Annotated in this window: 23 protein-coding genes; 18 read left to right on the top strand and 5 right to left on the bottom strand. The window is 72.7% G+C overall.

The genetic code is table 11. From position 1 onward, the window contains the following. Window positions 1–24 precede the first annotated feature (24 nt). Both QQX09_RS09815 and QQX09_RS09820 read left to right on the top strand, forming a co-directional pair. Window positions 25–2718: an FtsK/SpoIIIE family DNA translocase gene (locus QQX09_RS09815; RefSeq protein ID WP_301134063.1), complete on the top strand. Its 2694-nt coding sequence runs from the start codon at window positions 25–27 to the stop codon at window positions 2716–2718. Beyond that, window positions 2703–4961 (top strand): putative bifunctional diguanylate cyclase/phosphodiesterase, encoded by a 2259-nt coding sequence (locus QQX09_RS09820; RefSeq protein WP_301134065.1) that lies wholly within the window; start codon window positions 2703–2705, stop codon window positions 4959–4961. The genes QQX09_RS09815 and QQX09_RS09820 overlap by 16 nt, the downstream gene beginning before the upstream one ends. 60 nt (window positions 4962–5021) lie before the next feature. On the opposite strand, the gene QQX09_RS09825 is transcribed toward QQX09_RS09820, so the two are convergent. Next, entirely contained in the window at window positions 5022–6371 is a 1350-nt protein-coding gene (locus QQX09_RS09825) for a CapA family protein (RefSeq protein WP_301134068.1), read from the bottom strand. 83 nt (window positions 6372–6454) lie between these two features. On the opposite strand from QQX09_RS09825, the gene pgsA reads away from it, so the two are divergent. The 12 genes from pgsA (at window position 6455) to QQX09_RS09885 (ending at window position 16922) form a co-directional block, all read left to right on the top strand. Next, window positions 6455–7024 carry a CDP-diacylglycerol--glycerol-3-phosphate 3-phosphatidyltransferase gene (pgsA, locus tag QQX09_RS09830; protein ID WP_301134070.1) on the top strand — a complete coding sequence of 190 codons (570 nt, stop codon included), beginning with the start codon at window positions 6455–6457 and terminating at the stop codon, window positions 7022–7024. After that, window positions 7011–7493 (top strand): CinA family protein, encoded by a 483-nt coding sequence (locus tag QQX09_RS09835; RefSeq protein WP_301134072.1) that lies wholly within the window; start codon window positions 7011–7013, stop codon window positions 7491–7493. Before pgsA ends, QQX09_RS09835 begins: the two co-directional genes overlap by 14 nt. A gap of 91 nt (window positions 7494–7584) precedes the next feature. After that, window positions 7585–7896: a helix-turn-helix domain-containing protein gene (locus QQX09_RS09840; RefSeq protein ID WP_301134074.1), complete on the top strand. Its 312-nt coding sequence runs from the start codon at window positions 7585–7587 to the stop codon at window positions 7894–7896. A gap of 4 nt (window positions 7897–7900) precedes the next feature. After that, a complete protein-coding gene (locus QQX09_RS09845) occupies window positions 7901–8134 on the top strand; it encodes a DUF3046 domain-containing protein (protein ID WP_301134075.1) in 234 nt (77 codons plus the stop codon). Window positions 8135–8320: 186 nt separating this feature from the next. Further along, window positions 8321–9406 (top strand): recombinase RecA, encoded by a 1086-nt coding sequence (recA, locus tag QQX09_RS09850; protein ID WP_301134076.1) that lies wholly within the window; start codon window positions 8321–8323, stop codon window positions 9404–9406. A gap of 3 nt (window positions 9407–9409) precedes the next feature. After that, window positions 9410–9964, top strand: coding sequence for a regulatory protein RecX (locus QQX09_RS09855; RefSeq protein ID WP_301134078.1), 555 nt, complete (start codon window positions 9410–9412; stop codon window positions 9962–9964). Between the two features lie 27 nt (window positions 9965–9991). Beyond that, window positions 9992–11452: a ribonuclease Y gene (gene rny, locus QQX09_RS09860; protein ID WP_301134080.1), complete on the top strand. Its 1461-nt coding sequence runs from the start codon at window positions 9992–9994 to the stop codon at window positions 11450–11452. Between the two features lie 3 nt (window positions 11453–11455). Continuing rightward, window positions 11456–12961 (top strand): tRNA (N6-isopentenyl adenosine(37)-C2)-methylthiotransferase MiaB, encoded by a 1506-nt coding sequence (gene miaB, locus QQX09_RS09865; RefSeq protein WP_301134082.1) that lies wholly within the window; start codon window positions 11456–11458, stop codon window positions 12959–12961. Next, window positions 12958–13929, top strand: coding sequence for a tRNA (adenosine(37)-N6)-dimethylallyltransferase MiaA (gene miaA, locus QQX09_RS09870; protein WP_301134084.1), 972 nt, complete (start codon window positions 12958–12960; stop codon window positions 13927–13929). The genes miaB and miaA overlap by 4 nt, the downstream gene beginning before the upstream one ends. A gap of 14 nt (window positions 13930–13943) precedes the next feature. Further along, window positions 13944–14813 carry a diaminopimelate epimerase gene (dapF, locus tag QQX09_RS09875; RefSeq protein WP_301134086.1) on the top strand — a complete coding sequence of 290 codons (870 nt, stop codon included), beginning with the start codon at window positions 13944–13946 and terminating at the stop codon, window positions 14811–14813. A 1-nt stretch (window position 14814) separates the two neighbouring features. After that, a complete protein-coding gene (locus QQX09_RS09880) occupies window positions 14815–15399 on the top strand; it encodes a YdeI/OmpD-associated family protein (RefSeq protein WP_301134088.1) in 585 nt (194 codons plus the stop codon). 167 nt (window positions 15400–15566) lie between these two features. Beyond that, window positions 15567–16922, top strand: a complete 1356-nt coding sequence (locus QQX09_RS09885) for a hypothetical protein (RefSeq protein WP_301134090.1) — start codon at window positions 15567–15569, stop codon at window positions 16920–16922. 66 nt (window positions 16923–16988) lie between these two features. Here the strand turns inward: QQX09_RS09885 and QQX09_RS09890 are convergent, their stop codons facing one another. Continuing rightward, window positions 16989–17576: a class I SAM-dependent methyltransferase gene (locus QQX09_RS09890; protein ID WP_301134092.1), complete on the bottom strand. Its 588-nt coding sequence runs from the start codon at window positions 17574–17576 to the stop codon at window positions 16989–16991. Window positions 17577–17718: 142 nt separating this feature from the next. On the opposite strand from QQX09_RS09890, the gene hflX reads away from it, so the two are divergent. Then, complete coding sequence (gene hflX, locus QQX09_RS09895) at window positions 17719–19221, top strand: GTPase HflX (protein WP_301134095.1); 1503 nt, start codon at window positions 17719–17721, stop codon at window positions 19219–19221. Continuing rightward, a complete protein-coding gene (locus QQX09_RS09900) occupies window positions 19218–21134 on the top strand; it encodes an ATP-dependent DNA helicase (RefSeq protein ID WP_301134097.1) in 1917 nt (638 codons plus the stop codon). The genes hflX and QQX09_RS09900 overlap by 4 nt, the downstream gene beginning before the upstream one ends. A 54-nt stretch (window positions 21135–21188) precedes the next feature. Here QQX09_RS09900 and lexA read toward each other — a convergent pair whose 3' ends face one another. Next, window positions 21189–21932, bottom strand: a complete 744-nt coding sequence (lexA, locus tag QQX09_RS09905) for a transcriptional repressor LexA (RefSeq protein WP_301134099.1) — start codon at window positions 21930–21932, stop codon at window positions 21189–21191. Window positions 21933–22109: 177 nt separating this feature from the next. Between lexA and QQX09_RS09910 the strand changes: the two genes are divergently transcribed. Both QQX09_RS09910 and nrdR read left to right on the top strand, forming a co-directional pair. Continuing rightward, window positions 22110–22424 (top strand): LysM peptidoglycan-binding domain-containing protein, encoded by a 315-nt coding sequence (locus QQX09_RS09910; protein ID WP_301134101.1) that lies wholly within the window; start codon window positions 22110–22112, stop codon window positions 22422–22424. Between the two features lie 78 nt (window positions 22425–22502). Further along, entirely contained in the window at window positions 22503–22988 is a 486-nt protein-coding gene (nrdR, locus tag QQX09_RS09915; RefSeq protein WP_301134103.1) for a transcriptional regulator NrdR, read from the top strand. Here nrdR and QQX09_RS09920 read toward each other — a convergent pair. Next, window positions 22951–24663 (bottom strand): DEAD/DEAH box helicase, encoded by a 1713-nt coding sequence (locus tag QQX09_RS09920; protein ID WP_301134375.1) that lies wholly within the window; start codon window positions 24661–24663, stop codon window positions 22951–22953. The genes nrdR and QQX09_RS09920 overlap by 38 nt on opposite strands. Then, a complete protein-coding gene (gene serA / locus QQX09_RS09925) occupies window positions 24660–25865 on the bottom strand; it encodes a phosphoglycerate dehydrogenase (RefSeq protein ID WP_301134377.1) in 1206 nt (401 codons plus the stop codon). Before serA ends, QQX09_RS09920 begins: the two co-directional genes overlap by 4 nt. Between the last annotated feature and the right edge of the window lie 46 nt (window positions 25866–25911).

Raw genomic sequence — 25911 nt, forward strand, 5'->3', positions numbered from 1 at the left:
TGCGGAGCGCTACCGTGCTGTGCCATGGCACAGACGCGACAGTCCCGACCCTCGACGAAGGCGCCGCCGTCCGCGCGGCGCGGCTCCTCGTCGAGCTCGCGCGCCTCCCAGGCCAAGCGACGTCCCCCCGCCCTGCTGCGCGGCGTCGCCGCCGTCGGCCGCGGCACCGCGAACGCGGTCGGCTCCGGCGTGCGCGGCATCGGCCACGGCGCGCGCGACGTGCCGCCCGCCGTCCGCCGCGACGGCATGGCGATCACGCTCCTCATCATGGCGATCCTCATCGCCGCCCGCGAGTGGTTCCAGCTGCCCAGCTGGGCCGGCACCGCGATCCACTTCGTCGGGGCCGGCCTGTTCGGGATCCTCGCGTACGGGCTGCCCATCGTGCTGCTCGTCATCGCGGTCCGCCTCATGCGCGCGCCGCAGGAGGAGAACACCAACCACCGCATCACGCTCGGCGCGCTCATGCTCGCCATCACCGTCGACGGCATCATCCACATCGGCCACGGCCGCCCCAGCCCGTCCGACGGCCTCGAGGGGATCCAGGACGCCGGCGGCATCCTCGGCTTCGGGATCGGCACCCCGCTCGCGGCGCTCGTCACGGCGCCGCTCGCGATCGTCGTGCTGGTGCTGCTCGCGCTGCTGTCCATCCTCATCATCGCGGGCATCTCGATGCGCGAGGCCGCCGCGTGGATCGCGGAGGTCTCCCACAAGGTCCGCCACGACGACGCGCGCGAGGACGACGACGCGCTCGACCTGCCCGAGCACCGCACGCTCGAGCGTCCCGGCGACCCGAAGGTCAAGGAGCCCAAGGAGCCGAAGCACAAGCGTCGCGGTCGCGCCAAGCGCCTCATCGAGCGCGCGCTGCACGGCGACCCGCCGCCCGAGGACGCCCTCGACTCGTACGAGGCGGACGAGGCGTTCGCGCAGGCCGCCACCGTCGACCACAGCGAGTTCGACGCGATCATCGACCCCGAGGCCTCCCGCCGCGCCGTCACCGAGCAGATCTCCCCCTACGAGGTGGCCGAGGACGTGCCGCCGTGGGACCCCGCTCCCGCGCCGGCCGCCGCGCCCGCTCCCGACGACGCCGCCACCCAGCTCATCGAGGTGCCCGGCGCCGAAGGCGAGGACCCGCACCTGCCCCCGGCCACGCACATCGTCCCGGCGGGGGAGCAGGGCGAGCTCGAGAACTCGAACCCGTACGTGCTGCCCGCGCTCGACATCCTCGCCAAGGGTGCCCCGCACAAGGAGCGCTCCGCCGCGAACGACCGCGTGGTCGCGTCGCTGCGGGACGTGCTCGAGCAGTTCGGCGTCGACGCTGAGGTCACCGGCTTCACGCGCGGCCCGACCGTCACCCGCTACGAGGTCGAGCTGGGCGCCGGCGTGAAGGTCGAGAAGATCACGCAGCTGAGCAAGAACATCGCGTACGCGGTCGCCAGCGCGGACGTGCGCATCCTGTCGCCCATCCCGGGCAAGTCCGCGATCGGCATCGAGATCCCCAACGTCGACCGCGAGACGGTCGCGCTGGGCGACGTGCTGCGCTCCCCGGTCGCGGCCCGCAACGACCACCCGATGGCGATCGGCATCGGCAAGGACGTCGAGGGCGGCTACGTCATGGCCAACCTCGCGAAGATGCCGCACCTGCTCGTCGCGGGTGCGACAGGCGCCGGAAAGTCGTCCTTCGTCAACTCGATGATCACGTCGATCCTCATGCGCGCGACCCCCAACGAGGTGCGCATGGTGCTCGTCGACCCCAAGCGCGTCGAGCTCACGATCTACGAGGGCATCCCGCACCTCATCACGCCCATCATCACCGACCCGAAGAAGGCCGCGCAGGCCCTCGAGTGGGTGGTGAAGGAGATGGACATGCGCTACGACGACCTGGCGCTGTTCGGCTTCAAGCACATCGACGACTTCAACAAGGCCGTCCGTGCGGGCAAGGTGAAGCCGCTGCCGGGCTCCGAGCGGAAGATAAAGACGTACCCGTACCTGCTGGTGATCGTCGACGAGCTGGCCGACCTCATGATGGTGGCGCCGCGCGACGTCGACGAGTCGATCCAGCGCATCACTCAGCTCGCGCGTGCGGCGGGCATCCACCTCGTGCTCGCGACGCAGCGCCCGTCCGTCGACATCATCACCGGCACTATCAAGGCCAACGTGCCCTCGCGCCTGGCCTTCGCGACCTCGTCGCTCGCGGACTCGCGCGTCGTGCTCGACATGCCGGGCGCGGAGAAGCTCATCGGCCAGGGCGACGCGCTTTTCCTGCCGATGGGGGAGAGCAAGCCGATGCGCGCGCAGGGCTCGTGGGTGTCCGAGTCGGAGATCCACGCCGCCGTCGAGCACGCCAAGCGTCAGGCCGACCCGGACTACCGCGACGATGTCGTGGTGGCCCAGCAGAGCGCCGTCATCGACGCCGACATCGGCGACGACCTCGAGGACCTGCTCGCCGCCGCGGAGCTCGTCATCACCACCCAGCTCGGCTCCACGTCGATGCTCCAGCGCAAGCTCAAGATGGGCTTCGCCAAGGCGGGCCGGCTCATGGACCTGCTCGAGACCAGGGAGATCGTCGGACCGTCGCAGGGTTCGAAGGCTCGTGACGTATTGGTCACACCTGACGAACTCGCCTCCACGCTTGCTGTCCTGAGGGGCGACTCTGGCGCTACGGTGGGCACGACCACGGCACACCGCGAGCCAGAGGACGGGGAATGGGTGGAGTCCTAGAGCTCTTCGCGCAGCCGGCCTTCGTCGCCGGCGTCGGCGCGCTCCTCATCCTGCTCGCGCTCAACGCGTTCTACTTCTTCTGGCGGTCCGGACGCGAGCGCGAGGCCCGGGACCGGGCGCTCGCGCAGGAGCGCGCGCTGCGGCGCCAGTTCGAGGCCGTGATGACCTCGTCGCGCGACGGCGTCGTGATCGTGACGCAGTCGGGCGAGGTCGCGCTGGTGTCGGACACCGCGTGCGCGATCCTCGGGCTGCGCCAGTCGGACTCGGTGGGCACGCCCCTCGCGCGGCTGCCCATCCGCGCCGTCGACGCGCACATGCGTCCCATGGTCCCCGGCGCGGCCTTTGCCCGCACCGAGGACGGCCGCCCGCGCGTCATCGGCGTCCCGGGACGGCGCGGCGCCGACGACATCCGCTGGCTCCACGTGCGCTCGCGCCCGGTGGACGATGCGGCGGACGGGCGTCCGCTCACGATCGTCACCGTGATGGACACCACCGGCCTGCGCGAGGCCGCCGAGGCGCTCAGCCGCTCCGACGCACAGTTCCGTCGTGCGATGGAGAACGCGCCCACCGGCATGGCGCTCATCGATCTCGAGTGGCGCCTCATGGAGGTCAACCGGGCCTTCGCCGAGATGATGGGCTCGACCGTCGCCGCGCTGCGCGGCACCCCGTTCAGCGCGCTGTCGCACCCCCAGGACCTGCACGCCGAGCGCGACCAGCTCCAGCGCCTCTACGACGGCCACCAGAACCACTTCTCGGTCGAGAAGCGGTACGTCAAGGCCGACGGCAACGTCGTGTGGGCGGTGCTCGACGTGGGCCTCGTCCGCTACGCGGGCGGCGCCCCCGACCACTACGTGGTGCAGGTGCGCGACACCACCGAGGTGCGCATGCGCTCGGAGCTCATGCAGCACCGCGCGATGCACGACCCCCTCACGGGCCTCGCGAACCGCAACCTCTTCAACGAGGTGCTGAGCGACCTGCTCGCGCAGCCCGACGCGGACTCCCGGGTGGGCGTCATCGCGGTCGACCTCGACGGGTTCAAGGGGCTCAACGACCGCTTCGGCCACGCGATCGGCGACAACGCGCTCGTGCACGTCGCCGGCGTGCTGCGCTCCGCGACCGGCGGCCGCGGCACCGTCGCACGCCTCGGCGGCGACGAGTTCGTCATCGCCGTCCAGGACACCGACTGCTCCAAGGCGCTCTTCGAGATCGCCGCGGCCATCCACGACGGGTTGCGCGCGCCGCTCGGCGTCAAGCGCCACCAGATCCAGCTGGCCGCGTCGCTCGGCATCGCCATGGCGGACGAGGACACGATCGCGGGCGGCTCCGCGGCGCTGCTGAGCGCCGCCGACGCCGCGATGTACCGGGCCAAGGCCGCCGGCAAGAGCCGCACCGAGGTCTACGAGCCCTCCATGCGGATCGCCGACGACAACCAGACCGCCCTCGCCGCCGAGCTCGCGCGCGCGATCGAGAACGGCGACCTGGTGCTCCACTACCAGCCGATCCTCGAGCTCGCGACGCGCACCGTCGTCGGTTACGAGGCGCTCGTGCGCTGGCAGCACCCCACCCGGGGCCTCCTCCTGCCGGGCGCGTTCCTGCCGCTCATCTCCGACCGCGGGCTCGCGTCGACGGCCGGCGCCGCGCTCGTCGAGCAGGCCGCCCAGTTCCTCGAGCGCTCGCCCTCCGACACGGTGTGGGTGTCGCTCAACGTGTCCGCGGACCAGCTGGGCGACTCGGCCTTCGCCGACGGCGTGCTCGCCGCGATCGGCCGCCACCACCTCAGCCCGCAGCGGGTGGTGGTCGAGCTCACCGAGGCCTCGCTGGTCAACCCCAACACCCGGATCCGTCACGAGCTCACCGAGCTGCGCAACGCGGGCGTCCCGATCCTCCTCGACGACTTCGGCACCGGCGTGTCGCCGCTGTCGTACCTGCGCGACCTGCCCGTGTCGGGCGTCAAGCTCGACATGTCGTTCGTCGCGGGCATCCCCGAGGACCCCGCCGGCGCGCGCGTGTCCCGTGCGCTCGGCGCCCTCGCGCGCGAGCTCGGCCTCGCGACCATCGCGGAGGGCATCGAGACCGAGGCGCAGGCCCAGTTCCTCGCGGACTGCGGCTGGCGCTACGGCCAGGGCTGGCTCTTCGGGGTCGCCCAGCCTGCCGCCACGGCGCTGTCCCAGCATCCGCACACGGGCACGAGCCTCATCGACCCGCGGCCCGCGGAGCCCGACCCGGTCCTGGGCGACCGGTAGCGGGCGGCGCCGGAGCGACCGCTCCGGCCATGGGACCGATGCGGGGGCGAGTCCTCGGCGCTACGTCGCGGACGGCGTCCGCGGCACGACGACCACCTCGTCGGCGAGCGGCTCCACCGGACGCTTGCGCATCGGCGCCTCGTCGCCCACCGCGTCGCGCACCGCCGCGAGACGGCTGCCCACCTCCCCGGCGGACAGCGTCCCGACTCCGTCACGGATGTCCGTGAGCACGTGCACGGCATGCCGGGCGAGGCGGTCGACCGTCGTGCCGTACCAGGCGGCGTCGACCTCGACGGCGCCGTCCGGGTCCACCGTGAACGTCGCCGACAGCAGCACGCCGTTCGTCGTGGCGGCCACGCAGCACTGGGTCCCCTGATTGGACAGGAAGTTGCCGAGCCCGAAGGCCGTCCACATGCCCTCGCCCGTCGGGCCGCCGGGGAGCAGCTCGATCGGCTGGGGCACGTGCGCATGGTGGCCGACGTAGAGGTCCACCTGCCCCGACTCCGCGATCTGCGTCGCGATCGACCGTTGCGCGTCGGTGGGCTCCGTGCGGTACTCGACGCAGCAGTGGACGGAGGCGATGACCACGTCGGCGCCCTGCTTGCGGGCCTGACGGGCGGCCGCGATGATCGGCCCCGCGTCCGCATCGTCCGCATCGAAGAGGTCGACCTGCCAGGGGGACGCCACGGGCATGCCGTTGGTGCCGTACGAGAAGCTGATGTTGGCCACGGTGACGGTGCGGTCGCCGGAGGTCACCTCGTACATCGCGGTGGAGGCGGCCTCCTTCTTCGTGCGCGCGGAACCGGAGTGCTGGAGTCCCGCCGCGTCGAAGGCGTCCAGGGTCGCCTCGACGCCCGCGGTGCCGCGGTCGACCGTGTGGTTCGACGCGGTCGAGCACCCGTCCCAGCCCACCTTGCCGAGGTCCCTCACCAGCTGCTTCGGCGCGGAGAACAGCGGGTATCCCGACGGCGCGACCCCGGCCGGCGAGACCGGCACCTCCATGTGGCACAGCGCGAGGTCGGCGCCCGCGACGTAGCGCTCGACGCCCTTCATCAGCGCCGCGAAGTCGTAGCCGTCCGCGGTCCGCGCGGAGTCGTTGACCGGCGTGTGCGGGAGCACGTCCCCGGCCGCGACCAGCGTGAACTGCACCGGCTGCGGCTCGGGTTCGGGCTCGACCGTGGCGGACGGGCTCGGTGCGGGAGAGGACGATGCGGCGGGTACGGGCGACGCATCGTCCGCCTCGACCGCCGCCACGGGGGAGGCGACGGGCGGCGCCTCGGCGGCCTCCCGGAGGTCGCGCGCACCCATCAGCCCGGCGGCGGCGCCCGCCACGAGCGCGACGGCCGCCACGGCGACGAGGCGGGTCGCGCCCGGCGTGCGGGCATGGCCGGGACGGTCGCGACGGGGCATGCGTCCAGTATCCCGGCACCTCCGACCCCCGGAACGCCACCGCTCCGGCATCGGCGCGACCTCGCGCGCATTAAGGTGTGTGCGTGACCTCCGCAGTTCCCAACGTGCTGACCGTCGCGCGCCTCATCATGGTGCCGGTGGTGCTCGTCCTGCTCGCGCTCGACGCGGGCGAGGAGGGGCCGCTCCGGTGGTGGGCCCTCGTGCTGTTCATGATCGCGGCCGCCACGGACTTCTTCGACGGCTACCTCGCGCGCCGCTGGGGCGTGGTGAGCCCGTTCGGCAAGCTCGCCGACCCCATCGCCGACAAGGCGCTCGTGCTCGGCGTGCTGGCGGTGCTCGTCGTGGTCGACGGGATCCCGTGGTGGCCGGTCGCCATCATCGCGGTGCGCGAGCTGTGGGTGACCGTCGGCAGGCTGCTCGTCGCGGCCGGCACCGTCATCCCCGCCTCGCCCGGCGGCAAGGCCAAGACGATGGCGCAGCTCCTCGCGATCTGGCTGTACCTCATCCCCGGGATGCCCTCGTGGGTGGACTCCGCGGCCTGGTGGGTGCTGCTCGTCGCGACGGCGCTCGCGCTCGTCACCGGCGTCGACTACACCGTGAAGATCGTGCGGGCGGCGCGCGCCCAGCGCGCCGGGGGCCATGCCGCTGCCTGACGAGGTGATCGCCAGGCTGCGCGAGCGCGGCGCGTCGATCGCGACCGCCGAGTCGCTCACGGGCGGGGCGGTGTGCTCGGCGCTCATCGCGGTGCCGGGCGCCTCGACCGTGGTGCGCGGCGGCATCGTCGCGTACACCCCGGCGATGAAGGCACGGCTGCTCGGCGTCGACCCGGACCTCATCCGCGAGGCCGGGGTCGTGTCCGACGCGGTCGCCGGGGCGATGGCCCGCGGCGTGCGCGAGGCGACCGGCGCGACGCTGGGCGTGGCGACCACCGGGGTGGCGGGTCCCGAGCCGCACGACGGCGCTCCCGTGGGCCGCGTGCACGTGGCCGTCGCGGGTCCGGCGGGGGAGTCCACCACACGCCTCGACCTTCCCGGCGACCGTGCCGCGGTGCGCTCCGGAACCGTGGACGCCGCCCTCGCGCTGGTCCTCTCGTCCCTTGCGGCAGATGTCACATTGCTGTAACCCCTCCGCGACCGGGGCGGAACAAGGGTGGGGTATGGTGCGTTGTGTCAGCATGGACAAGGGACGCATGACGACGATGAGGGGAGGGCGCATGCCTGTGCTTCGCAACGAGATCGGCGAGGTTCTGCGCGACGCGCGCCTGACGCAGGGCAAGACCCTGCGCGACGTCTCCTCCGGAGCGCGCGTGTCCCTGGGCTACCTCTCCGAGGTCGAGCGCGGGCAGAAGGAGGCCTCCTCCGAGCTCCTCGCCTCGATCTGCGATGCGCTGGACCTGCCCATGTCGACCATCCTGCGCGAGGTCTCCGACCGGTTCGCGCACGCCGAGTCCCTCACCGACGTGCCCGTCATGCCGTCGATCCCCGACACGGTGCCCGAGCTGCTCAGCTCGATGCGCTCCCGCTAGGGACGTGCGGCTCAGCGAGTTCTGGTCCCTGGCCGACGCGGTCTTCGGACCCGCGTACTCCCGCACGCTCGCGCGCGAGCTCGCGCTCGACGGCGTCGACTCGCTCACGCCGGTCGCGGCGATCGAGGCCGGGGTCGCCCCGCGCGACGTGTGGCACGCCTGGTGCGAGCAGATGGACGTGCCCGTCGACCGCCGCGACGGGGGCGACCGCGAGCGGATGGTCCCCCCGCCCCGCTGAGCCGACACGCCCGGGCGGCGTGTCGTTTCCCTTCGAACAGTTGTTCGATATACCGTGATCCCCAGGACGCCGCGCGACGGCGGCGCCTCCCCAGGGAGGGCCGGCGCCGTCGCGATGTCGGAGGGTCGGCGTAGCGTCGTCCTCGACACACGGCAGACCAGCCACGGATGGATGTGAGGAAGCGACATGGCAGCAGCAGCGGACCGCAGCAAGGCCCTCGAGGCGGCGCTCGGACAGATCGACCGCCAGTTTGGCAAGGGCTCGGCCATGCGCCTCGGCGAGCAGCAGCGCGTCGCGGTGGAGGCCATCCCCACGAGCGCCCTCGCGCTCGACATCGCGCTCGGCATCGGCGGTCTCCCGCGGGGTCGCATCGTCGAGGTCTACGGCCCCGAGTCCTCCGGTAAGACCACCGTCGCGCTCCACGCCGTCGCGAACATGCAGAAGGCCGGCGGCACCGCGGCGTTCATCGACGCCGAGCACGCGCTCGACCCGGAGTACGCCAAGAAGCTCGGCGTCGACACCGACAACCTCATCGTGTCGCAGCCGGACACGGGCGAGCAGGCCCTCGAGATCGCGGACATCCTGGTCCGCTCGGGCGGCATCGACATCCTCGTCATCGACTCCGTCGCGGCGCTCGTGCCCAAGGCCGAGATCGAGGGCGAGATGGGCGACAGCCACGTCGGCCTCCAGGCCCGCCTCATGTCGCAGGCGCTGCGCAAGATCACGGGTGCGCTCAACACGACCGGCACCACCGCGATCTTCATCAACCAGCTCCGCGAGAAGATCGGCGTGTTCTTCGGCAGCCCCGAGACCACCACGGGTGGAAAGGCGCTGAAGTTCTACGCCTCGGTCCGCCTCGACGTGCGTCGCATCGAGACGCTCAAGGAGGGCACCGAGCCCGTCGGCAACCGCACCCGCGTCAAGGTGGTCAAGAACAAGATGGCCCCGCCGTTCAAGCAGGCCGAGTTCGACATCCTCTACGGCCAGGGCATCTCGCGCGAGGGCGGCATCATCGACCTCGGCGTCGAGCACGGCTTCGTCAAGAAGTCGGGCGCCTGGTACACGTACGAGGGCGACCAGCTGGGCCAGGGCAAGGAGAACGCCCGCAAGTTCCTCAAGGACAACCCGCAGCTCGCGGACGAGATCGAGCGCAAGGTCAAGACCAAGCTCGGTGTCGGCGTCCCGGCCGGCGAGGAGAGCCAGGAGGTCCCCGAGCCCGAGGCGGCCGCCGCGCCCGCCCGCGGCAAGAAGGACCGTGGCGCCGACTTCTAGGCCATGACGGAGCTGTCCGAGACCCCGCGCGGGCGGCGTCGCAACCGACGCGCGCACGCGCGGGACCAGGCCCCCGAGCCCATCACCGACCCGGAGAAGGCGCGGGAGATCGCGCTCGGGATCCTCACCCGCGCGTCCCGGTCCACCGCCCAGCTGCGGGACGGGCTCGTCGCCAAGCACGTGGTCCCCGACCTCGCGGACGCGATCGTCGAACGCTACGTCGAGGTGGGGCTCGTGGACGATGCGGGCCTCGCCGCCACCATCGTCCGCACCCGCCACGCGGAGCGCGGCCAGTCCCGGCGCGCCATCCGCGTCGAGCTCGCGCGCAAGGGCTTCGACGAGGACGCCATCGGGTCCGCGCTCGACCAGATCGACGACGACGACGAGCGCGAGCGCGCCGCCGCGCTCGCCCGGCGCCGCTGGGACCAGCTCGCCGCGCACCCCGTCGACGTGCGGGAGCGCCGCGTCGTGGCGATGCTCGGCCGCAAGGGATACTCGAGTTCTCTCGCTTTCGCCCTCGTGAAACACTTGCGGGATGCCGATAGCGAGGATGACTAGTCTCGCGCGACACGGAAGGAGCGGCCGGTGGGGCAGACCCTGACGATCCTGGTGCTCCTCGGCGCCAGCCTCGTCGCGCTGCTGCTGGTCGTGTTCGCCCGGCGCGAGGCGACCGCCGAGCGTGAGGCGGGCCGCCGCGAGGTCGAGCAGCTGCGCCAGGACGCGCAGGCGCGCCTCGCGGACGCGAAGCGGCGCGAGGATCTCGCCCATGAGCGCGAGAAGGAGGTCGCGAGCGACCACCGTCACGCGCAGCAGTACGCGCGCCTGCTCGAGGAGCGTGCCGCGGTCGTCGTGCGCGACGAGAAGCGGCTCGCGGCGGACCGCGCCCGCATCGCCCAGGACCGTGCCAAGGCGCTCGCCGAGGTCGCGCAGACCACGCCCGAGGAGGCGCGGGCCGAGCTCGTCGCGGAGATCGTCGACGCCGCCCGCCACGACGCCGAGGTCAAGCTCCGCCGTCTCGAGCGCCGTACCCAGGCCGCCGCGGACAAGCGGGCCCGGGAGATCCTCGTCGAGGCGATGCAGCGCCAAGCCGCCGCATCGTCCGCCGAGCACGCCACCACGTGGATCGACCTGCCGAGCGACGAGATGAAGGGCCGCATCATCGGCCGCGAGGGGCGCAACATCCGCGCCTTCGAGGCGCTCACCGGCGTCACCGTGCTCGTGGAGGAGGGCGTCGACGCCGTCCAGTTGTCGAGCTTCGACCCCGAGCGTCGCGAGATCGCCGAGGTCACCCTCAACGCGCTCGTCGAGGACGGCCGCATCCAGCCCCAGCGGGTCGAGGCAGCGTACGCCCGCGCCGTGGCCGGGGCCTTCCAGCGCCACCGCGCCGCCGGTCTCGACGCGCTCACGGAGGCCGGCGTCTCGGGGGTCCCGTCGGAGATCGTCGACGTGCTCGGCAAGCTCCGCCTGCGCACCTCCTACGGGCAGAACGTGCTCGCGCACCTCGTGGAGACCTCGCAGATGGCCGCCGACATCGCCGCCGCGCTCGGCGCGGACGTCGACCTCGCCCGCCGCGGTGCGCTGTTCCACGACCTCGGCAAGGCGTTCACCCACGAGCAGCCCGGCACCCACGCGGCCCTGGGCGCGCGGTTCCTGGCCGAGCACGGCGAGGACGCGCTCGTCGTCAACGCGGTGTCCGCGCACCACGACGAGGTCCCGCAGGAGTCGCTCGAGGCCGTCATCGTGCAGGTCGCGGACGCCCTGTCCGCTGCCCGGCCGGGCGCGCGGCGCGAGGACCTCGACTCCTACATCAACCGTATGGAGAACCTCGAGAAGCTGGTGCTCGAGCACCACGGCGTCACGCGCGTGCTCGCGATGGCGGCGGGGCGCGAGGTGCGCGTCATCGTCGAGCCCGAGGAGATCGACGACGAGGGGACCCAGGCGCTGGCGCGTACAATTGCTGAGCACATCAGCAAGGACTTCACCTTCCCCGGAGAGATCAAGGTGACGGTGATCCGCGAACTACGGGCGGATGCCGTCGCAGGTTAGAGCATGACCCAGACTTCCCTCGCACCCACGTACCTCGTCAGGACGCTCGGGTGCCAGATGAACGTGCACGACTCGGAGCACATGGCCGGCCTCCTCGAGGGCGCCGGGTACTCTGCCGCACCCGCGGGCGCCGACGTCGCCGACGTCGTCGTCATCAACACGTGCGCGGTGCGCGAGAACGCCGCGACCCGCCTGTACGGCAACCTCGGCCAGCTCGCGGCGGTCAAGGCGCAGCGCCCTGGCATGCAGATCGCCGTCGGCGGCTGCCTCGCCCAGAAGGACCGCGGCGAGATCGTCAACCGCGCCCCGTGGGTCGACGTCGTGTTCGGCACCCACAACATCGACGTGCTGCCCGCGCTCCTCGAGCGCGCGCGCCACAACGCCGAGGCGCAGGTCGAGATCGAGGAGTCGCTCAAGGTCTTCCCGTCGACGCTGCCCTCGCGCCGCGACGCGATCGCTTCCGGCTGGGTGTCCATCTCGGTCGGCTGCAACAACACGTGCACGTTCTGCATCGTGCCGTCGCTGCGCGGCAAGGAGCGCGACCGTCGCCCCGGCGAGATCCTCGCCGAGGTCGAGGCGCTCGTGTCGCAGGGCGCCGTCGAGGTCACCCTGCTGGGGCAGAACGTCAACTCGTACGGCGTCGAGTTCGGCGACCGCGGCGCCTTCGCCAAGCTGCTGCGGGCCTGCGGGGAGATCGACGGGCTCGAGCGCGTGCGGTTCACGTCGCCTCACCCCGCCGCGTTCACGGACGACGTCATCCACGCCATGGCCGAGACCCCCACCGTCATGCCCAGCCTCCACATGCCGCTGCAGTCGGGCTCGGACAAGGTGCTGCGCGCGATGCGCCGCTCCTACCGGTCGGAGCGCTTCCTCGGCATCATTGACCGGGTCCGTGCCGCGATGCCGCACGCCGCGATCACCACCGACATCATCGTGGGCTTCCCCGGCGAGACCGAGGAGGACTTCCAGGAGACGCTGCGGGTCGTCGAGGCCTCGCGCTTCACCTCGGCGTTCACGTTCCAGTACTCGCCGCGTCCCGGCACCCCCGCCTACGACCTCGAGCCGCTGCCCAAGGCCGTCGTGCAGGAGCGCTTCGAGCGGCTCGTCGCGCTCCAGGAGCGCCTCACCCTCGAGGACTCGCAGGCGCTCGTCGGCCGCGACCTCGAGCTGCTCGTGCTCGACTCCGGCGGTCGCAAGGACGGCGAGTCCGCGCGCCTGTCGGGTCGCGAGCCCGGCAACCGCCTCGTGCACTTCGCGGTGCCCGAGGGCGCCGAGGTGCCGCGTCCGGGCGACATGGTGGGCGTGCGTGTCACCCACGGCGCCCCGCACCACCTCCTCGCGGACTCGGGTCTCGAGGGCGGCCCCTACGCGGTCCGGCGCACCCGTGCCGGCGACGCGTGGGACGCGGCCCAGGGCGGCGACCACGACCACGGCGGTTCGTGCGGCACCGGCGGCGGTGCCCCGGCGGGCCCCGTCGGCCTCGGCATCCCGACGCTGCGCGGCGCGTGACCACCGCGGGGCCCGGCGCCGCGCGGGACGATGCGCCGGTGATCGTCGCCGTCGTCGGCGCCACCGCGACCGGCAAGTCGGCGATCAGCCTCGACCTCGCCGAGTCGCTCGGCGGCGAGGTCGTCAACGCGGACTCCATGCAGTTCTACCGCGGCATGGACATCGGCACCGCGAAGCTGCCGGTGGCCGAGCGCCGGGGGATCCCGCACCGCCAGCTCGACATGCTCGACGTGCACGAGGACGCGTCGGTCGCACGCTTCCAGGAGGAGGCCCGCGCCGACATCGCCGCGATCCATGCGCGGGGCCGCCGCGCGATCGTGGTCGGCGGCTCCGGCCTGTACCTGCGCGCGCTGCTGGACCGCTTCGAGTTCCCCGGCACCGACCCGGAGCTGCGCGCCGCGCTCGAGGCCAGGGCGGAGGAGGAGGGCCCAGGCGTCCTCCACCGCGAGCTCGCCGCGCTCGACCCCGAGGCCGCCGCGAAGATCCCCTCCCAGAACGTCAAGCGGCTCGTGCGCGCGCTCGAGATCATCGCGCTGACCGGCTCGACCCAGAGCTCGCTGCCGCGCCACGAGTACCAGGCGCCCGCCCTGACGATCGCGCTCGACCTGCCGTACGAGCTGCTCGACCCGCGCATCGACGCCCGCGTCGACGCGATGTGGGAGCACGGGCTGGTCGACGAGGTGCGCGCGCTCGAGACCCGCGGCCTGCGCGAGGGCGTCACCGCGCGCCGCGCCGTCGGTTACGCCGAGACGCTGCGCCACCTCGACGGCGAGCTCGACGCCGCCGAGACCCGTGCGCTCATCGCGCAGCACACGCGACGCCTCGCCCGGAAGCAGGCGCAGTGGTTCCGGCCCGACCCGCGGGTGCGCTGGATCGACGCGCCGCGCGACCACGGTGACGTGGCACGCGCGGCCGCCGACGCATCGTCCCTGGTCGCGGCGGCGGATCGGGAGCGCGCCGCGCGCTGACTACGCTGGTGGGCATGACGCTCACCTTCACCAAGGGACACGGCACGGAGAACGACTTCGTGCTGCTGTTCGACCCCCACGGGGACCTGGACCTCACGCCTGCGCTCGTGCGCTTCCTGTGCGACCGGCGGGCCGGGATCGGCGGTGACGGCGTGATCCGCGCGATCCGGGCCGGGGCGCTCGACGCCGGCGCCGGGCTCGATCCCGCGACGTGGTTCATGGACTACTGGAACTCCGACGGGACCACCTCGGAGATGTGCGGCAACGGCGCGCGGGTGTTCGGCGCGTTCCTCGAGGCCGAGGCGGGGGAGGACCTTGCGCGCGGCCTCGAGTTCGGCACGCGCGGCGGGCCGCGGACGGTGACGGCGCTCGGCGGCGGCCGGTACGCGATCGGCATGGGCCGCTACGTCGTGGGCGACGCGACCGAGGGCTTCGACTCCGAGGTCGCGGCTCGCGGCCTCGACCCCGTGCGCCCCGCGCTGTCCGTCGACATGGGCAACCCGCACCATGTGGTCGCCCTGCCCGACGTCGACGAGCTGCGCGGCCTCGACCTCACCGAGGCGCCGCAGGTGCACCCCGTCCCGCCGCACGGCACCAACGTCGAGTTCGCGGTGGCGCTCGGCCATGCGGAGGTCGGCGGCGAGGCGCACGGACGCGTGCGGATGCGGGTGCACGAGCGCGGCTCGGGCGAGACCCGGTCGTGCGGCACCGGCGCGTGCGCGGTCGCCCTCGCCATGCGCACGTGGGCGGGCCCGGGCGCGCCCGACGTGTGGGACATCGAGGTGCCCGGGGGCGAGGTGACCGTGCGGATCGAGGGCGGGACCACCGTGCTCGAGGGGCCGGCGGTGCTCGTCGCGACTGGCGAGGTCGACGCCCCCGCCTGACATGCACCCGATCGAGCACGGCGAGGACGGCGCCCGGAGGATCCACCCCGAGGACGCGGACGAATGGCGTGCCTGGCTCGCGGCCCACCACACCGAGACCACGGGGGTGTGGGTCGCGACGTGGCGCAAGGCATCGGGGAACGTGGGGCTCACGTACGACGCGCTGGTGCGCCAGGCGCTGTGCTTCGGGTGGATCGACGCGGTCACGCGGAAGCTCGACGACGAGCGCACCCTGCAGTACTGCGCGCCGCGCAAACGCGGCTCCGGGTGGGCGCGCACCAACAAGACCCGCATCCGCGAGCTCGAGGAGGCCGGGCTCATCGCCCCCGCCGGGGTCGCGGTGATCGCGGCGGCGAAGGCCGACGGCTCGTGGACGCTGCTCGACGACGTCGAGGACCTCGTCGTGCCCGCGGACCTCGCAGAGGCCTTCGACGACCGGCCCGGTGCGCGCGACGCGTGGGACGGCTTCCCTCCGTCGGCGCGCAAGCAGATGCTCGCGCACGTCGCGCTGGCCAAGCGGCCGGCGACCCGCGCGGCCCGGATCGTGGCCGTCGCGGAGGCCGCAGCCCGCGGCGAGCGGCTCTGAGACGGACCCGGGGAGGCGACATCCCGGGCATAGCGGACAGCATTGTCCGGATCTGGAGCCGGATGATCCACGGACGGTGAATTCGCTGGTAACTTTCCCGCAGCGCGCTCCGAGCGGTGCCCGGGTCCCCAGGCACGCCGGCGCGCTCAGCAACAGGGAGAGGGACTGTGCAGAATCGTCATCTCGGCCGCGCCGCGGCCGTTCTCGGGCTCGTCGTCGGAGCCGCATGCATCGCCGCGCCGGCGTCCGCGGACGCCGGAGACATCGTCAACGCCTCCACGACGTGGGAGTGGGTCTACGACGAGGGCGGGCGGATCGACGATGCCGAGGCCCGCTACCCGGGCCTGGGCCCCGGTGGCGGTGCCATCTGGGGTTGGACCTCGGACGCCTTCGACGAGTTCGTCTTCGAGTACGAGTTCGTGACCGATGACGACGACGACTACCTCGACGCCTCGGACTTCGACGCGGTGTCGAGCACGCGCGTCGACGGCGGGGTCAGCACCTTCGTCTCCGCGGCGGGCTTCAGGCTGTACGACGACGTCGCAGGCGCGACCTTCGACTACACGGCGACGGTGACGCTCACCATCGAGGGCAGCTATGCGCAGTGGGACGTGGCCGTCGCCGCCGATGCGCCCTCCGCCGACACCGCACGCGTGATCGACGCGATGACCGTCGGGCTCCTGGGCAACCTCGGCTCCGACCGCGGCACCGTCTACGAGCCCGTCGACGCGAGCTCGATGATCTCGCACGACGAGGGCGGGTACGACCCGATCGTGGCGTATCACGCTGTCGCCGACTCCGTCGTCTTCGACGTGGTCGACGGCGACGACGAGCCGTGGGTGAACCTCGGACTCACGTCCGCGGGCGACGCCAGCCTCATCGTCGCGCTTCGCGACTACGCGCCCTGCGCGCGGGACGAGGCAATCGCCGCGCACATCGCGCTCGCGCCGACGCTGGACGCCTCGTTCGGCGAGGACATCTACCCGCCCGTCCAGGAGGACTGCGCCTCGGTCGAGGCGCCCGCGCCGGTCGAGGCGACGGTCGACTTCGAGCAGTACCTCGCGCTCACCCTCGAGGATGTCGCCGTCGAGGGCTGGGACTTCCTCGAGGCGCCCGAGACCGTCTTCGTCGATGCCTCGGTCGTCGAGGCGCCGGAGGGCGTCGACGTCGCGCTGGTCGAGGACGAGGGCACGGGCGACCTGTATCTCGCAGTCGCCGGCGTCGTCGCGGCGCCCGGCACGTACGACGTGCTCGTCGCCGTGTACCTGAGCGACGGCTACGAGTCCGGGTACCCCTACTTCGTGTCGTTCGCGCTCACGGCCACGGAGGCCGTCGCCGCGGCCCCGGAGGCCGACGAGACGGACCTCGAGGAGGTCGCCGAGGAGACCACGACCGCCGAGGACACGACGGAGGAGGCCGTCCTGGCCGACACCGGCTTCGACGGCGCGCCGCTGGTCGCGCTCGCCGGGACGCTGATCGCTCTCGGCGCCGTCTCCGTCGCGCGGGCCCGTCGCCGCGCCTGACGGCACCCGGAACGCAGGAGGGGCCTCCCGGCATCGCCGGGAGGCCCCTCCTCGCGTGTGGGCGCGTCAGGCGGAGATGCGCAGCACCCGGAAGCCCTTCGAGCTGCCGACCTTCTCGAACGCGCCCCAGCCCTGAGCCGCGATCCACTTCGCGAGCGAGTCCGCGCCCAGGTTCTTCTGGACGACGAGGTAGCCCTCGCCGCCGGGTGCGAGGCGCGGCAGCCACGTGGTGAGCAGCGCGTGCAGCGCCTCCTTGCCGATCCGGATCGGCGGGTTCGACCAGATGGTGTCGAAGACGGCGTCCGCCGGAACCTCCTCCGGCAGCGCCGCGTCGACCGCGACGCCCAGACGCGCGGCGTTGCGGCGGAGCAGGTCGAGGGCCCTCTCGTTGACGTCCACCGCGGTGACGGCGGATGCGCCGCGCAGGGCCGCCTCGAGCGCGATCGGACCCCAGCCGCAACCGATGTCGAGGACGCGCCCGCGGGGCTCGGGCACCTGGCGCAGCAGCACCTGGGTGCCGAGGTCGACGTGGCCGGGGGAGAAGATCCCGGGCGCGGTCTCGACCTCGACGTCGCGGCCCGCGAGGGTCACGCGGATGGTGCGGCGCTCGTCGGCCGACGCCGGGCGCGCGGTGAAGTAGTGGTCCTCGCTCACGCCCCGAGCGTATCGCCGCGCGACGGACGCCCGCGGCCTCCAGCGCATCGGTGGCCCCGGCGCATCGCCCGCCGCGCATCGTCCACCGTTCGTCCCCAGGCACGGCCGAGGACGTCGGACGGGGGTGAGACAATGGACGGGTATGAGCGAGACAGCAGCAGACGACCAGGACACGCCCGAGACCAGCCGCGCCGATGCGGTGATCGACCGGGTGCTGTCGCGCGCGGGCACGGCCGTCGCGGAGGGCGGCACCGCCGCGACCGACTACGACGGCGACCAGTACGACCGCGAGGAGCGCGCCGCGCTGCGTCGCGTCGCGAACCTGTCGACCGAGCTCGAGGACATCACCGAGGTCGAGTACCGCCAGCTGCGCCTCGAGAAGGTGGTGCTGGTGGGGCAGTGGTCGCACGGCACGTCGGAGGACGCCGAGATCTCGCTGCGCGAGCTCGCGGCCCTCGCCGAGACCGCGGGCTCCGAGGTCCTCGACGGCGTCCTGCAGCGACGCCCGCACCCGGACCCGGCCACCTACATCGGCAAGGGCAAGGCGCACGAGGTGCGCGACATCGTCGCGGCCGTGGGCGCGGACACCGTCATCGTCAACGACGACCTCGCGCCCAGCCAGCGCCGCGCGCTCGAGGACGTGGTGAAGGTGAAGGTCATCGACCGCACCGCGCTCATCCTCGACATCTTCGCGCAGCACGCGAAGTCCAAGGAGGGCAAGGCGCAGGTCGAGCTCGCGCAGCTCGAGTACCTTCTCCCGCGCCTGCGCGGCTGGGGCGAGTCGATGTCCCGCCAGGCCGGCGGCCAGGTGGGCGGCGCGGGCGCCGGCATGGGTTCCCGCGGTCCCGGTGAGACCAAGATCGAGCTCGACCGCCGGCGCATCCACACCCGCATGGCGCAGCTGCGCCGCGACATCAAGGCGATGGAGCCCGCGCGCGCGGTGCGGCGCGAGCGGCGGCTCGGCCTGCCGAACGTCGCGATCGTCGGCTACACCAACGCCGGCAAGTCGTCGATCCTCAACCGCGTGACGGGCGCCGGCGTGCTCGTCGAGAACGCCCTGTTCGCGACCCTCGACCCGACGGTGCGCCGCTCGCAGACCCCGGACGGGCGCGAGTTCACGGTGTCGGACACGGTCGGCTTCGTGCGCGACCTGCCGCACCAGCTGGTCGCCGCCTTCGCCTCGACGCTCGAGGAGGTGGCTCACGCGGACCTCATGCTCCATGTGGTCGACGCCTCGCACCCGGACCCCGAGAGCCAGATCCGCGCGGTGCGCGAGGTGCTCGCCGACGTGCCGGGCGCGGACCAGGTCAAGGAGGTGCTCGTCCTCAACAAGGCCGACATCGCCGACCCCGAGACCCTGCTGCGCCTGCGCGGTCGTCGCGAGATCACCATCGAGGTCTCCGCGCTCACCGGCGAGGGCATCGAGGAGCTCATGGAGCTCATCGGCCGGGAGCTGCCGCGCCCCGAGATCCCGGTGGACGTGGTCGTGCCCTACACCCGCGGCGACCTCGTGAGCGAGGTGCACCGCCACGGCGAGGTGCTCGCGCAGTCCCATGTGCCCGAGGGCACGCACCTCAGCGCGCTCGTCGACGCGGGCCTGGCCGCGCGTCTCGAGGAGGCCGGCGTCCCCTCGGCCTCCGTGTGAGCGGGCACGACGCCGACGCGCTGCTCGAGAGCGCCGTCGGCGCGCTCGGCGGCGAGCCGCGCGACGGCCAGCGCGAGATGGCGCGGGCGGTGGCCGATGCGCTCGACGGCGACGAGCACGCGCTCGTCCAGGCGGGCACGGGCACGGGCAAGTCGCTCGGCTACCTCGTCCCCGCGGTCGCGCACGCGGTCCGCACGGGCAGCCGCGTGGTGGTCTCGACGGCCACCCTCGCGCTCCAGCGCCAGATCTTCACCAAGGACCTGCCCCTCGTCGCCGAGGCGCTCGAGCCCGCGCTCGGGCAGCGCGCCCGCATCGCCCTGCTCAAGGGTCGCGGCAACTACCTGTGCCTGCACAAGATGGGCGGCGGCTACCCCGACGAGGGCGACGACGACATGCTGCCGATCGGGCCGACGAGCGAGCTGGGCCGCGAGGTGGTCCGCCTCAACGAATGGGCCGACGAGACCGGCACGGGAGACCGGGACGACCTGGTGCCGGGCGTGAGCGGGCGCGCGTGGGCACAGGTGTCCGTGAGCGGCCGCGAGTGCCTCGACCAGAAGTGCCCGCTGCTCGCGGAGTGCTTCTCGCAGCGGGCCCGCGAGACGGCCGCCAAGGCCCACGTCGTCGTGACCAACCACGCGGTGCTCGGCGTCCAGGCCACCGGGCACGACATGCTCGGCGACCACTCCGTGCTCATCGTCGACGAGGCGCACGAGCTGGTCTCCCGGATCACGTCCTCCGCCACCCACGAGCTCACCGTGGTCGCGGTCGACCGCGCCGCGCGCGACGCCCGCCGCTGCGGAGTCGTCTCTGAGGACCTCGACCGCGCCGCCCGCCACCTCGATGGAGCCCTCGGCGACTGCTCGCCCGGTCGCCTCCGGCTCGGCCTCCCCGACGCGCTAGCCATGGCCGTCGAGGAGGTGCGCGCCGCCTCCCGCGCGCTCGTCTCCGAGATCACCAAGCGCTCCGAGGAGCTCGGCGCGGGCGGCAAGGTCGCCGCCGCCTCGCTCGGCACGATCGTCGACGTGTGCGAGGAGCTCCAGGGGGAGCACGGCCGCTACGTCATCTGGCTCGCCCCGCGCGACGGCGACTACGACGCCCCGGTACCGGAGCGCATCGTCGCCGCGCCCCTCGACGTCGCGGGCCTCATCCGCGAGAAGCTCCTCGACGAGAAGGCCTCCGTCATGACCTCCGCGACGCTCGCGCTCGGCGGCGACTTCGGCGCGATCTCGCGCCACCTCGGCGTCGATCACGCCACCACGCTCGACGCCGGCAGCCCGTTCGACTACCCGCGCCAAGGCATCCTCTACGTCGCCAAGCACCTCCCGAAGCCCGGCATGGGCGGCATCTCCGACGAGGCGCTCGACGAGCTCGCCGCGCTCATCCAGGCCGCGGGCGGCCGCACGCTCGGCCTGTTCTCCTCGCACAAGGCCGCCCAGATGGCCACGGAGGCGATGCGGGAGCGGCTCGACGTGCCGGTGCTGTACCAGCTCGACGACCAGCTGCCCACTCTCGTGTCCCGGTTCAAGGAGGACGAGTCGGCCTGCCTGTTCGGCTCGACGTCGCTGTGGCAGGGCATCGACGTGCCCGGGCGCACCGCGAGCCTCGTGGTGATCGACCGCATCCCGTTCCCGCGCCCCGACGAGCCCGTCGCCCAGGCGCGCACCGAGGCGGTCGCGGCCGGAGGCGGCAACGGCTTCATGGCCGTGTCGGCGACGCATGCGGCGCTGCTGCTCGCGCAGGGGGCCGGCCGGCTCATCCGCGCGAGCTCGGACCGCGGGGTCGTCGCGGTGCTGGACCCCCGGCTCGCGACCGCGCGGTACGGCGGCTTCCTCACGCGGTCGATGCCGGACCTGTGGCCCACGACCGACCGCGAGGTCGCCCTCGGCGCGCTCCGGAGGCTCGCGGCGTCGTAGCGCCGGTGCCGCCGGGCGGGACGATGCGGGCGCAGCCGCCCGCGCATCGTCCCGTCAGACGCGGCGCAGGACCGAGACGACCTTGCCCATCACGCGTGCGTGCGTGCCGTCGATAGGCGTGTACGCGGGGTTGTGCGGCATGAGCCACACCTGGCCGTCCTTGCGGCGGAAGGTCTTGACGGTGGCCTCGTCGTCGAGGAGCGCGGCGACGATGTCGCCGTTGTCGGCGCTGTTCTGGCGGCGCACCACCACCCAGTCGCCGTCGCAGATCGCGGCGTCGATCATGGAGTCGCCCGAGACCTGGAGCATGAAGAGCTCGCCGTCGCCGGTGAGCTGGCGGGGGAGGGCGAAGGTGTCCTCGACCTCCTGCTCCGCGAGGATCGGGCCACCGGCCGCGATGCGGCCGACGAGCGGCACCATCTGCACGACGCCCTCGTCCCCGGGTGATGCGGGTACCGCCGGCGCCGGGGCCTCGACGGCCGCGGGCTCGGCGGGCTGCTCGCCGGGGAGGACGACCTCGATCGCGCGGGGGCGGTGCGGGTCGCGCCGCAGCACGCCCTTCGCCTCGAGCGCGGTGAGCTGGTGCTTGACCGACGAGGGCGAGGTGAGGCCGACGGCGTCGCCGATCTCGCGCATCGACGGCGGGTAGCCGCGCTCGAGGACGGTGGCACGGATGAAGTCGACGACCGCCCGCTGACGGGCCGTGAGGCCGGTCGCGGGGTCGCGCAGCTCGTGCACGGTCGCATCGGCGGGCTGCGCCCCTCGACCCTCGCCGCGTCCCGCGCCTTCCTGCGTCATCCCTGGCCTCCCGTCAGGTGGATGTCAGACCCCGGTGGTCCTCTTGTCTCACGACGCTAGGGCAATCCCTGGTGGAAATCAAACATATGTTCGAGCGTGTCTTGTCAGTGTCGGAGCACGGTGCTACAACTAGAACACACGTTCGATAGAACACCTGTTCGAATCGAGGAGGCAGAGATGAGCATCTACGCACCGCAGACCCCCGAGGCACGGGCCCGGCGCACGCGCACCGGCCGCATCCTGGCCGTGCTGCTGCTGCTCGTCGGGGCCGCGGTGATCGGGCCACAGGCCTTCGCGTCCGACGGCGCGGGCGAGCCGGTCGCGGTCGACGTGTACACGGTCGGCACGGGGGAGACGCTGTGGGACATCGCCTCGTCGATGACGCCCGCGGGCGACGACGTGCGCGACACGATGGTCGACATCCAGCACCTCAACGCGATGACCGACACGGCGCTGATGGCAGGCGAGCAGATCTACCTCCCGGTCGCCTGAGGCCCGGGGCGTCGCCGCACGGCGGCGCACGTGGCGCGCGTGTTGGGCGGGCGCGGTGCTTCGTGGCAAAGTGATCGCATGCACTGCCCGTTCTGCAGGAACCCGGACTCCCGTGTGGTGGACTCGCGCACCGCGGACGACGGCTCGTCGATCCGCCGCCGCCGCGAATGCCCCGCGTGCGGCAAGCGCTTCACCACGGTCGAGACCGCCAGCCTGTCGGTGGCGAAGCGCAACGGCGTGACCGAGCCGTTCAGCCGCGACAAGATCGTGTCGGGCGTCAAGAAGGCATGCCAGGGCCGGCCCGTCAGCGACGACGACCTCGCCCTGCTCGCGCAGAAGGTCGAGGAGACCGTCCGCGCGAGCGGCCAGGCGGAGATCAACGCGCTCGACGTCGGTCTCGCGATCCTGCCGCACCTGAGGGACCTCGACGAGATCGCCTACCTGCGTTTCGCCAGCGTCTACCAGGCCTTCGACACGCTCGACGACTTCGAGGCCGCCATCGCGCGCCTCCGCGAGGAGGACGCCGCTAGCGCCCGTTCCGAGGCTTCCGGGGCTTCCGACTAGAGCTGTCGTAGCCGCCCTTGGCGGGCTTCTTGCCGTACGGCTTGTCGCCCTTCTTGTAGGACTTGTCGCCGCCCTTGCCGCGCGCGCCCTTGTCGTAGCCGCCCTTGGCGGGGCGGTCGTCGTAGCGACGCGGGCCGCGGTCGTCGAGCTGCGCCTCGCGCTCGGCCAGGCGGCCCTCGCGTGCGGACAGCGCCGCCTCCCGGTCGGAGAGGTCGCGCTCGATGCGGGCGAGACGCTCCTCCATGCGCTGCTGCGTGGCCATCATGTCGTCGGCCCGCGAGTCGTCGCGGCGCGGTCGGTCGTCGCGGCGCGGTCGGTCGTCGCGATCCCACTTGCGCGGCGGGCGGTCCTCCCACCGCCGCTCGGAACGACCACCACGGTCGCCCCCGCGCGCGGGACGGTCGCCCCGGCCGGGACGCTCGTAGCGACCACGACGCTCGGGACGCTGCGGACGCGGCTCGCGCACGGGCTCCCACGACGGCTCCCGACCGCCGGTGAGGTCGTCGACCATCGCGAGGGACTCGGCGTCCTCGCCGCGCACCTTGCGGAACGTCGCATCGACGCCGGCACGCTCGAGCATGCGGTCGGTCGAGCGGCGCTGGTGGGGGAGCACCAGCGTGACGACGAGGCCCTCCTCGCCCGCGCGCGCGGTGCGGCCCGAGCGGTGGGTGTAGTCCTTGTGGTCGGCCGGCGGGTCGATCTGCATGACCAGGTCGACGTGGTCGACGTGGATGCCGCGCGCCGCGACGTCGGTCGCGACGAGCACCGGCACGTCGCCGGCGCGGAACGCGCTGATCGCGAAGTTGCGCTCGGCCTGCGAGCGGTCGCCGTGGATCGCGAGGGCGAGCACGCCGGCCTCCCGCATCTCCTCCGCGATGCGCTCGGTCGCGAGCTTCGTGCGCACGAACACGATCGTGCGGCCCTCGCGCGCCGCGATGCGGGTGGCGATCTGGTACTTCGCGTGCGGCGGCACGTTGAGCACCACGTGGCGCATCGTCGCCGGCTGGTCGTCGCCGTCGGTGACGTCGTGCGTCACGGGATCGTGCATGTACTGCGTGACGAGGCGGTCGACGTCGCCGTCGAGGGTCGCCGAGAACAGCAGGCGCTGGCCCCCCTCGGGGACGCCGGCGAGGATCTCGGTGATCTCGTCCATGAAGCCCATGTCGGCCATGTGGTCGGCCTCGTCCATGACGATGAGCTCGAGCTCGGAGAGGTCCGCGTGGCCGTTGCGGACGAGGTCCGCCATGCGGCCCGGCGTTGCGACGACGAGGTGGACGCCGCGCTCGAGCGCCTGGATCTGCTTCGACATCGACAGGCCGCCGGCGACCAGCTTGAGCGACACGTGCATGGCGTGCGCGTAGGGCTCGAGCGCGTCGGACACCTGCATGCCGAGCTCGCGGGTGGGCACGAGCACGATCGCCCGCGGGCGCCGCTTCTCGGGGCGCGGACCCTCGGACAGGCGCACGATCGCGGGCAGGCCGAAGCCGAGCGTCTTGCCCGAGCCGGTGCGGGCCTTGCCCAGCACGTCCATGCCGGCGAGGGCGTCGGAGATCGTCGCGGCCTGGATCGGGAACGCGGTCTCGATGCCGTGCCGGTTCAGCGCCTCGACGAGCGCCTCGGGGAGCCCGAGCTCGGCGAAGGAGACGGCGGCGGCGGTGGGGTCGGTGGCGTTTATGAGAGCACTCGCAGACGCACGGTGCCCGGCATGCTCGACAGCGCCTGCACCGCTTCCTTGTCGAGGCCCGACGCCACATCCGTCACCACGTAGCCGAGCTCGCCCCGGGTGCCGAGGAGCTGGGCGTCGATGTTGACGTTGTGGGCGGCGAAGACCTGGTTGACCGCGGCGAGCACGCCGGGGATGTTCTCGTGCAGGTGGGCCACGCGGTGCGATCCCTGGACCTGGTCGAGCGAGAGGTTGGGGAGGTTCACGCTCAGCGACGTGGACGCGTGGTTGACGTAGTCGCGCAGGCGCGTGGCGACGAAGATGCCGATGTCCCGCTGCGCCTCCTCGGTCGACCCGCCGATGTGCGGGGTGAGGATGACGTTGGGCATGTTCTGGAGGGGCGACTCGAACGGGTCGCCCGTCTTCTTGGGCTCGTCGGGGAACACGTCGACGGCGGCGCCGCCGATCGTGCCGGATTCGAGGCCGGCCTTGAGCGACTCGAGGTCCACGATGAAGCCGCGGGAGAGGTTGAGGAAGATCGCGCCGTCCTTCATGGCGGCGAACTGCTCGGGGCCGAAGAAGCCGCGGTTGCCGCTGCGGCCGTCGACATGCAGCGTGACGACGTCGGCCTCGTTGAGCAGCGCCTCGAGCGTGGGCATGCGGGTCGCGTTGCCGAGCGCGAGCTTCTCCGCGCTGTCGTAGAAGATGACGTTCATGCCGAGGGCCTCGGCGATGACGGACAGCTGCGAGCCGATGTTGCCGTAGCCGACGATGCCGAGCGTGCGCCCGCGGATCTCGTGCGCGCCGGAGGCCGACTTCGACCACACACCCGCGTGGAGGCTGCGGTTGTGGTCGGGGAGGCGGCGGGTGAGCGAGATCATCTCGGACACCGCCATCTCGACCACCGAGCGGGTGTTCGAGAAGGGCGCGTTGAAGGCCGCGATGCCCTTGCGCGCCGCGTGCGCGAGGTCGATCTGGTTGGTGCCGATCGAGAAGGCGCCGACCGCGATGAGGTCCGGACACGCGTCGATGACGCGCTCCGTGAGCATCGTCTTGGAGCGGATGCCGAGGAGCTCGACGCCCTGGAGGGCGTCGATGAGCTCGTCCTCGTCCATGGCTCCGCCGTGGTTGTCGACGGCGATGCCGGCGGCCTCGAGGATCTCGGTGGCCTTGACGGAGAGGTTCTCTAGAAGGAGTGCGCGCACGGGCGCTATCGTCTCGCATTTCCTGCCCCTTCTCCAACTCGGGACGGGCCTGCAC

It is taken from the genome of Demequina litoralis, assembly GCF_030418455.1.
Taxonomy (GTDB): Bacteria; Actinomycetota; Actinomycetes; order Actinomycetales; family Demequinaceae; genus Demequina; species Demequina litoralis.

What these genes read in the sequence shown, in the direction of transcription:
- QQX09_RS09815 (WP_301134063.1), top strand. Translation starts at nt 25, where the DNA reads ATGGCACAGACGCGACAGTCCCGACCCTCGACGAAGGCGCCGCCGTCC.
- QQX09_RS09820 (WP_301134065.1), top strand. Translation starts at nt 2,703, where the DNA reads ATGGGTGGAGTCCTAGAGCTCTTCGCGCAGCCGGCCTTCGTCGCCGGC.
- QQX09_RS09825 (WP_301134068.1), bottom strand. Translation starts at nt 6,371, where the DNA reads ATGCCCCGTCGCGACCGTCCCGGCCATGCCCGCACGCCGGGCGCGACC.
- QQX09_RS09835 (WP_301134072.1), top strand. Translation starts at nt 7,011, where the DNA reads ATGCCGCTGCCTGACGAGGTGATCGCCAGGCTGCGCGAGCGCGGCGCG.
- QQX09_RS09840 (WP_301134074.1), top strand. Translation starts at nt 7,585, where the DNA reads ATGCCTGTGCTTCGCAACGAGATCGGCGAGGTTCTGCGCGACGCGCGC.
- recA (WP_301134076.1), top strand. Translation starts at nt 8,321, where the DNA reads ATGGCAGCAGCAGCGGACCGCAGCAAGGCCCTCGAGGCGGCGCTCGGA.
- QQX09_RS09855 (WP_301134078.1), top strand. Translation starts at nt 9,410, where the DNA reads ATGACGGAGCTGTCCGAGACCCCGCGCGGGCGGCGTCGCAACCGACGC.
- miaB (WP_301134082.1), top strand. Translation starts at nt 11,456, where the DNA reads ATGACCCAGACTTCCCTCGCACCCACGTACCTCGTCAGGACGCTCGGG.
- dapF (WP_301134086.1), top strand. Translation starts at nt 13,944, where the DNA reads ATGACGCTCACCTTCACCAAGGGACACGGCACGGAGAACGACTTCGTG.
- QQX09_RS09880 (WP_301134088.1), top strand. Translation starts at nt 14,815, where the DNA reads ATGCACCCGATCGAGCACGGCGAGGACGGCGCCCGGAGGATCCACCCC.
- hflX (WP_301134095.1), top strand. Translation starts at nt 17,719, where the DNA reads ATGAGCGAGACAGCAGCAGACGACCAGGACACGCCCGAGACCAGCCGC.
- lexA (WP_301134099.1), bottom strand. Translation starts at nt 21,932, where the DNA reads ATGACGCAGGAAGGCGCGGGACGCGGCGAGGGTCGAGGGGCGCAGCCC.
- QQX09_RS09910 (WP_301134101.1), top strand. Translation starts at nt 22,110, where the DNA reads ATGAGCATCTACGCACCGCAGACCCCCGAGGCACGGGCCCGGCGCACG.
- nrdR (WP_301134103.1), top strand. Translation starts at nt 22,503, where the DNA reads ATGCACTGCCCGTTCTGCAGGAACCCGGACTCCCGTGTGGTGGACTCG.